The organism is Nodosilinea sp. LEGE 07298, assembly GCF_015207265.1.
Taxonomy (GTDB): domain Bacteria; phylum Cyanobacteriota; class Cyanobacteriia; order Phormidesmidales; family Phormidesmidaceae; genus Nodosilinea.
The window spans coordinates 1-7,595 of record NZ_JADEXE010000311.1 but is presented as its reverse complement, the minus strand read 5'-3'; the positions used below and the strand labels follow the sequence as shown (position 1 = coordinate 7,595).

Here is a 7,595-nt window from a genome sequence, read left to right as displayed (position 1 = left end):
GGCAGAGACTGGAGCGGGCATAGCTTCGGGGGCCGAGGGGGCGGCCCGCTCTAGCCGTCGTACGTCTTCAAACAGCGACTGAATGGTGGGAATGCGTCCCTCCAGTCGTCGCCAGATTTGCACCAGGCGAATCAGCGCTTCTCGCTGCTGTTCTGTTTGAGTGTAGGCGGTGGGAATGCTGGCCGCGAAGTCGAGCAGGGCGCGGTCTAGGGTGCGGGCGGCGGCGATCAGGGCGGCCTGGTTTTCAGTATTTTGAGCCAGGTCGTCGGGGTCGATGCCCAAGCGCTGAATGGCGGTGGTGCGCGAGTCGAGGCCAAACCAGCGGCGGTAGCCTTCGGTCAGGGCAAAGCGCCAGTCGCCCTGGCCGCTGTAGAGGTCAGGAATTTTTTGCACAAAGGCGATCAGGGCCGGATCGACAATCTCCAGGCTGGTTTCGTGGGCGAAGGGATCGTTGGTGAGCAGCCAGGCGATCGCCTCTTCGCGCGTATCCATCTCGCGCCACAGCTGCACCAGGCGAATCAGCGCCTCTCGCTGGTTCGGGTAGCCCGCATAGTAGCGCACCGCCGACTGGACAAAGGCCACCAGGGCATTGTCGAGGGCCGCTTCATCGGGTACCTGATCGATCGCGGGCACTCCCAAGATCTCGTAGGCCGCCTCGGCGGTGTTGAGCTGCCGCCACAGGCGCACTGCCTCCACCAGGGCCTGCCGCTGAAAGTCGAGCCGACTGTAGTTGGGCGGCAGGCGCTCGGCAAAGGCCAGCAGGGCTGGGTCTAGCTTGGCCAGGTTCTGGGGTAGCTGCGCGCCACTGTAGTCAGTGCTGATGTCTTCTAGGTAAGCCTGTAGCAGGGCGGCTGGGTCACTGGGTTCAAGCTGGGCGGCACCTGTATCGCTCGCCGCTGGCGTAAACCCCTTCGCCACCGCCTGCAAAAAGCGATCGCTGTAGCGACCCACGCTGGCATCCCAAATATCGGCTCCGCTCCAACCCTGCTCAACCAGGCTGTTGGTGAGGCTGCGAATGGTGTTGGCCCCGTACTGCACCTGGGCCGCAAAGGTGTCGACCTCCGCCATTTCAATTTGATGTATGGGGGCAAGGCCTAGCCCCGTTTCGCCATCGGTAAGCTGAGGCTGATTGTGCACCGCATGGAGCGCCGCCAGAATGGGCTTATGCACCCCCGCTCGCCCGCCTTCGAGAAGATAGTAGTAGTTGCGCTGATCCGGTGCTAACGTGCTCATAGCGTCAAGTCAGTATGGGCTGGTGGTGGATGCTGGCGATCGCCGCCATGGCGCTCCTCGGGCATCACGATCATCGCATGGCCACATAGCGCCATGCCTGTCCACAGTAACCACAAAGTGTAGACCCGATGGGCGAAGTTCAACCATTACCCCCCCGTGGGTTTTCCCCAGCCATCAAGCTACTGGCCACCGATATGGATGGCACCCTCACCCGCCAGGGCAAGTTTACCGCCGCCCTGCTCAGCGGGCTAGAGCAGTTGCAAGGCCAGGGTTTCCCCGTCATGATTGTCACCGGGCGATCGGCGGGGTGGGTCAATGGCCTGGCCCACTACCTGCCCGTCACTGGGGCTATGGCTGAAAACGGCGGGGTTTACTTTCCCCTCAATGCGGCTCCAGAATTGCTGGTCGATATTCCAGATCTGGTCGCTCACCGGCAGCAGCTCAGCGAAGTTTTCACCCAACTACAGCGGCGCTGGCCCCAGCTGCACGAGTCTGACGACAACCGCTTTCGCCTCACCGACTGGACTTTTGACCTCAAGGGTCTCACCCAGCTTGACTTGGACGAGATGGCTCAGGTGTGTCAGGGCTTGGGTTGGGGCTTTACCTACAGCACTGTGCAGTGTCACCTGTTTACCCTGGGCCAGTCTAAGGCCACCGGGTTGCTGCAGATATTAGAGCGCCACTTTACGGCCATCTCCAGTGCCGAGGTTCTTACCCTAGGCGACAGCCCCAACGACGAAAGCATGTTTGCCCCAGCCCTCTTTCCCTATTCGGTGGGGGTAGCTAATGTCAAGGACTATTGGGATCGCCTTACCCACCGTCCCACCTTTGTAACCCAGGCAGCTGAGGTAGACGGTTTTTTAGAATTGGTCAACCTTTTGACGTCAAAGAGTTGAGATCAGTAGCCTGGGAAGACTTCTTTACAAAACAAGATTTTATTTCTCATCGCTGACAATTAATGGTGATAACCTCAGAACTCATAAAACATTCTTAAAGTTTTGCCTATAGGCTTTGGCATCACCTTTACCATGCCAGGAAGCGTTGGGTAGGCTGTTCTGTACTGAGTTCGCCGTGAGTTTTTGTCGGAATTGTATGAAATCAAAAAACAATCTGGATATTTGGGCTATCCAAATTTCTAGCGAGGATGGTAAAAGTCAGCAAACAAAGGCGAACCCTGAGGAGATTAGAGGGGTTTAGCTTAAGATCAATGTCATTCAGCGGTTGTCCCAGCGCGGGTTGAATCGCCAGAAGCAATTCAGTAATTTTGGGCTAGATCTTTTAGAGTTTTTGCATAGATCACGCGTACCGCTGTCGAAGTGTGAATTGAGCCATAGTTTAGAGGTGGCTATAGTCCTACTGCACGGCGCTCAACTTTGCCCTTTAAACTTTTCCTTATCGGTGCTTGATCGCCTATCGTTGGAGTTTTTTATTCCTGGATCGGCTCTCTAACTGTCTGTGTTCCGTTGTTTAAGACCATTTCTTTTAATCATCACCTATGACTATTGCCGCTCCCCAAGAGAATACTGTCGCCGTTGTGGCAGATGCCGCCCCAACCGCACTTAAAGTTGGCATTCCTAAAGAAATTTTTGCGGGCGAACAGCGGGTAGCCGCCACCCCCGACACCGCTAAAAAGCTGCAAAAACTAGGTTTTGAGGTGCTGGTTGAGACCCAGGCCGGGGCCGGGGCCAGCTTTACCGACAGCGCCTACAAAGCCGCTGGTTGCACCATTGTCACGGATCCTGCCAGCCTGTGGCAGGCCGCCGATGTGGTGCTGAAGGTGCGATCGCCCCAGCACCACCCCACCCTCGATCGCCACGAGGCTGACCTGCTAAAACCCGATACCACCCTGGTCAGCTTCATCTGGCCCGCCCAAAACCCTGAGCTGCTAGAGCAAATGGCCCAGCAGGGCAGCACGGTGCTGGCGATGGATTCGGTACCCCGCATTTCCCGCGCCCAAAAGCTCGATGCCCTCAGCTCGATGGCCAACATCGGTGGCTACCGAGCCGTAATTGAGGCCGCCAGCCACTTTGGCCGCTGTTTTACCGGCCAGATTACCGCTGCGGGCAAAATGCCCCCCGCTAAAGTGATGGTGATTGGGGTTGGCGTGGCCGGGCTGGCGGCGATCGGAGCGGCCAAGAGTTTGGGGGCGATCGTCAAAGCCTTTGACACCCGCCTGGTGGTCAAAGAGCAGGTGCAGAGCCTGGGCGCAGAGTTTCTAGAGCTACACTTTGAAGAAGACGGCAGCGGCGAAGGCGGCTACGCCAAGGTGATGAGCCCAGCCTTTATCGCCGCCGAAATGGCTCTGTTTGCCCAGCAGGCTAAAGATGTCGATATCATCATCACTACAGCTCTGATTCCCGGCAAAAAAGCGCCCCTGCTGATCACCCAAGAGATGGTCAAGAGCATGAAACCCGGCTCGGTGGTGGTAGACCTGGCCGCCGAGCAGGGCGGCAACTGCGAAGTCACTGAACCCGGTCAGGTAATTTCTCACAACGGCGTCACCATCATTGGCTTTACCGACTTGCCCAGCCGGATGGCCGCCCAGGCCAGCCAGCTCTACGGCAACAACCTGGTGCACCTGCTCAGTGACCTAGGCGGAGCCGAGAAGTTTGGCATTGATATGGAGGACCAGGTGATTCGCGCTACCACCGTGATTCACAACGGGCAGGTGACCTGGCCGCCGCCCAAGGTTGAGGCTCCGGCCCCAGCACCCAGCACCCAATCGGCCACCCCCACCGCTGAAGCCGCTGTCGCCGCCCCTAAACCCTGGTACACCCAGCTGCTCTGGCCCGTGCTAATTGGTCCGGCCTGCGTGGCCATTGGCCTGTGGGCACCAGCCTCGTTTATGACCCACCTGACCGTCTTTGTGCTGGCCAGCTTTTTGGGCTGGAAGGTGATCTGGGATGTGTCGCCCAGCCTCCACACTCCCCTAATGAGCGTCACCAACGCTATTAGCGGCATCATCATCATCGGCGGCATGCTTCAGATTTCAAGCAATATCGCCTCACCGATGACGATCTTGGGCGCGATCGCCCTCTTCCTCGGCACCGTCAATATCGCGGGCGGCTTCATGGTGTCCCAGCGGATGCTGAACATGTTTCACAAGTAGGCCCAAAACTAAGCGCACCAACGTTGTAACGTTGGCTCCCCTACTCACCTACACCACCTGTCCGCCTACTTACCAACTCTTCAAACATGGAAAACAACCTCGTAACCACCGCCTACATCGTCGCCAGCGCCCTCTTCATTCTCAGTCTGGCGGGGCTATCGCAGCCGGAGACGGCCAAGCGGGGCAACCTGCTGGGCATTCTCGGCATGGCGATCGCCTTTGCCGCCACCGCCGCCATTAGCCAGGGCTACCCGATTCAGATCGGCTCTATCGGTCTCGGCGTCTTGATCGGCGTGCTGGCCGCCTCTCGCGTGGCGATGACCGACATGCCCGAGATGGTGGCCCTGCTCAACAGCTTTGTGGGTCTAGCCGCCGTGCTGGTAGGCTTTGCCGAATATCTCCAGCCCAGCGCAGCCTTGAGCGGCGGCGATGTAATTGTTCATCGAGTAGAAATATTTGTCGGCGTGTTTATCGGCATCGTCACCTTCACAGGGTCGATAATTGCGGTGGCTAAACTGCGGGGTTGGGTGCCGAGCCGAGCGGTGCTGCTGCCCGCTCGCCACGTGCTGACGCTGGGGATGCTGGGAGCGATCGCAGCTCTCGGAGTCCCATTCCTGACCGCGACAGGCGACACACCGCTGATTGCTCTGGGGGCGATGACGGCGATCGCAGGCATTTTCGGCATTGTGATTGTGATGGCGATCGGCGGAGCCGATATGGCGGTGGTGATCTCACTGCTCAACAGCTATTCAGGTTTGGCCTCGGCAGCGGCAGGCTTCATGCTCAACAACGACCTGCTGATCATTACCGGGGCGCTGGTGGGCAGTAGCGGAGCCATCCTTAGCTACATCATGTGCAAAGGCATGAACCGCTCCTTCATCAACGTGGTGTTGGGTGGCTTTGGCGAAACCGCTAGCGGCTCCGGCAAAGCTGCTGCCATTGAGGGCAGCGCCACCAGCACCACCACGGGCGAAGTGGTTGACCTGCTGGCCAATGCCCAGAGCGTGGTCATCGTGCCTGGCTACGGTATGGCCGTGGCCCAGGCTCAGCACGCTGTGGCTGAGATCACTCGCCTGCTGCGGGGCCAGGGTAAGCAGGTGCGGTTTGGCATTCACCCCGTGGCGGGCCGCATGCCCGGCCACATGAACGTACTGCTGGCCGAGGCTAACGTGCCCTACGACATCGTGCTGGAGATGGACGAAATCAACGACGACCTGACGGCGACCGATGTCGTGCTGGTGATCGGCGCGAACGACACTGTTAATCCCAGCGCCAAAAACGACCCCACTAGCCCCATTGCCGGTATGCCCGTGATGGAAGTTTGGGAAGCCGACACTGTGGTGGTGCTGAAGCGCGGCATGTCGTCGGGCTACGCCGGCGTTGAAAACCCGCTCTTTTTCAACGACAACACGCTGATGTTCTTTGGCGACGCCAAAACCAACGTCAACGCCATTTTGGCCCAGCTTTCAACCACGAACGTACCCGCTCCAGCTCTCTCCGCAGCTTAAGCCAGCTTGAGCCGTTCAAGAAATGCGCTCGGTCTATCTGAGCGCATTCGATATGATTGACACAGGTAGCTAAAACAAGCTCAGTAGTCCTAACGGGGACGCGACCCATGCTGCAAGAAACGTTGAAACAAGAGATCGACCAACTTAGTGAGAGCCAGTTGAGAAAAATTGCCGATTTAGTAGTGTCGCTAAAAACCCAAGCCGCTCCCCTGGCCCAAGGAGAGCTGTTTTGGCAACGGGCAACTCCTACGGAGCGGGCTCAAAATTTTCGAGCATGGGTATCGCAACTGCCTAAAGCGCATTCCAGCCTGCCCAATGAGGCGTTTGACCGAGGCAATATTTACGACTAGTGGTTGGCTATTTGCTAGACACCAACATTGTTCTACGGTTTAGCAACCCGTCTGATGAACAACATGAGCTGGCAACAACGGCCGTCGCAACCTTGTTAATGCAGGGAAACGAGTGTTATTTAACCGCGCAAGTCTTAATTGAGCTCTGGGTTGTTGCTACCCGTCCAACTGAGGTTAACGGTTTGGGATGGTCGATTGAGCAAACCCGCATAGTAATTGACCAGTTGATTGATCGCTTCCCCTTGGTAGAAGAAGGGCCACAGATTTTTTCAACGTGGCTGTCTTTCGTGACTGAAAACAAGATTAAGGGCAAACGAACCCACGATGCCCGCATTGCAGCGGTTATGTCAGTTTCTGACATCAGCCATGTTTTAACGTTAAACCCAACGGATTTTACAGGCTTTCTAGGGGTCTCCGTTGTGGGTCCTCAAGATATTGACGGATTGAGCAAAATCGCTGACACCTAGTCATTCAAGGGTTTGCTGCCTGATGACGCTGAATTGGTGACGCCCCGGTATAATCTGTCCCTCAGGTCGTAGGATGGATCAGCACATCACGATTTAGCTGGTTCTGAGCGTCGCGGTTTGAGGGCTATGAAATTTCAGCGCAGTACATTGATTCTCGTCGGAGTTGCCTTTTTGCTGGGGGCTGGGGTGCTGATTGCCGAGTCGCAGCGATCGCAGTCTCCGCCCTCTGCCACCCAAAGCGAATCGACCGAGCCCATCCTCGCCTTTGAAGAGGCCGACGTCGCCACCCTCACCGTCGATCGCGGCGACGAAACTCTGGTATTTGAGCAGGGCGACGACGGCAACTGGCAGATGACAGCACCTGAAAATGCTCTGGCCGAACCAGGTGCCGTGGCGTTCTTGCTCAGCCGCCTCAACACTGACTCGCCCCTGCAAACCGTTACGATGACCGCCGACCAGGCCACCGACTTCGGCTTTGACGCTCCCGTTGGTATTGTCACCGTCACGCTCAAAGACGGCACCGAGCATGAATTGATTTTGGGTGGCCCCGACTTCAGCGGTAGCGCCAACTATGCCGTGGTCGATCCTGATCCCTGGCCCCCAGCCGAGGGGCAGGAGTACTCTGTGCTCGTCGTCACTCGCGATGTAGCCAACGGCATCAACCGCCCTTTGGAAGAATGGCTCATGCCCGTCGAGACGCCGAATGTTGAGGCAGGGGAAGACGATGCGGCCATTCCCAACGATAGCGAGACTCCAGAAGATACACCTGAGTCAGAAGCACCTCCCGAAAGCCCTGCCGCGCCAGAGGCCACAGACAACGGTGCTGAAACCACCAATTGATGTTTGTTGAGGATGCTAGTCTGAGCCCAGCCACCCTTTTAGGCCAACGATCCAGGGATGCCTGACCTTGCCTGAACAGTTGGTGGGC

The 7,595-nt window shown here is 57.6% G+C and carries 7 protein-coding genes; 6 read left to right on the top strand and 1 reads right to left on the bottom strand.

Annotation, left to right across the window (positions count from 1 at the left end; all coding sequences use genetic code 11):
* Window positions 1-1,233: peptidase M15A (locus IQ273_RS27740; RefSeq protein WP_194026364.1), on the bottom strand; the 1,233-nt coding region annotated here is incomplete at its 3' end.
* A 128-nt stretch (window positions 1,234-1,361) separates the two neighbouring features.
* Between IQ273_RS27740 and IQ273_RS27735 the strand changes: the two genes are divergently transcribed.
* From IQ273_RS27735 to IQ273_RS27710, 6 genes are all read left to right on the top strand, one after another.
* A complete protein-coding gene (locus tag IQ273_RS27735; RefSeq protein WP_194026363.1) occupies window positions 1,362-2,129 on the top strand; it encodes an HAD family hydrolase in 768 nt (255 codons plus the stop codon).
* Between the two features lie 599 nt (window positions 2,130-2,728).
* Entirely contained in the window at window positions 2,729-4,342 is a 1,614-nt protein-coding gene (gene pntA / locus IQ273_RS27730) for a Re/Si-specific NAD(P)(+) transhydrogenase subunit alpha (RefSeq protein ID WP_194026362.1), read from the top strand.
* A gap of 86 nt (window positions 4,343-4,428) precedes the next feature.
* Window positions 4,429-5,850 (top strand): NAD(P)(+) transhydrogenase (Re/Si-specific) subunit beta, encoded by a 1,422-nt coding sequence (locus IQ273_RS27725; RefSeq protein ID WP_194026361.1) that lies wholly within the window; start codon window positions 4,429-4,431, stop codon window positions 5,848-5,850.
* Between the two features lie 107 nt (window positions 5,851-5,957).
* Window positions 5,958-6,200, top strand: coding sequence for a hypothetical protein (locus IQ273_RS27720; protein WP_194026360.1), 243 nt, complete (start codon window positions 5,958-5,960; stop codon window positions 6,198-6,200).
* Complete coding sequence (locus tag IQ273_RS27715) at window positions 6,200-6,667, top strand: type II toxin-antitoxin system VapC family toxin (RefSeq protein ID WP_194026359.1); 468 nt, start codon at window positions 6,200-6,202, stop codon at window positions 6,665-6,667. The genes IQ273_RS27720 and IQ273_RS27715 overlap by 1 nt, the downstream gene beginning before the upstream one ends.
* Window positions 6,668-6,793: 126 nt before the next feature.
* Window positions 6,794-7,507, top strand: coding sequence for a DUF4340 domain-containing protein (locus IQ273_RS27710; RefSeq protein ID WP_194026358.1), 714 nt, complete (start codon window positions 6,794-6,796; stop codon window positions 7,505-7,507).
* The last annotated feature ends 88 nt before the right edge of the window (window positions 7,508-7,595 follow it).

Bases quoted from the DNA above. Each gene is read 5' to 3' on its own strand.
- IQ273_RS27710 (WP_194026358.1), top strand. From the start codon at position 6,794: ATGAAATTTCAGCGCAGTACATTGATTCTCGTCGGAGTTGCCTTTTTG.
- IQ273_RS27720 (WP_194026360.1), top strand. From the start codon at position 5,958: ATGCTGCAAGAAACGTTGAAACAAGAGATCGACCAACTTAGTGAGAGC.
- pntA (WP_194026362.1), top strand. From the start codon at position 2,729: ATGACTATTGCCGCTCCCCAAGAGAATACTGTCGCCGTTGTGGCAGAT.
- IQ273_RS27735 (WP_194026363.1), top strand. From the start codon at position 1,362: ATGGGCGAAGTTCAACCATTACCCCCCCGTGGGTTTTCCCCAGCCATC.
- IQ273_RS27725 (WP_194026361.1), top strand. From the start codon at position 4,429: ATGGAAAACAACCTCGTAACCACCGCCTACATCGTCGCCAGCGCCCTC.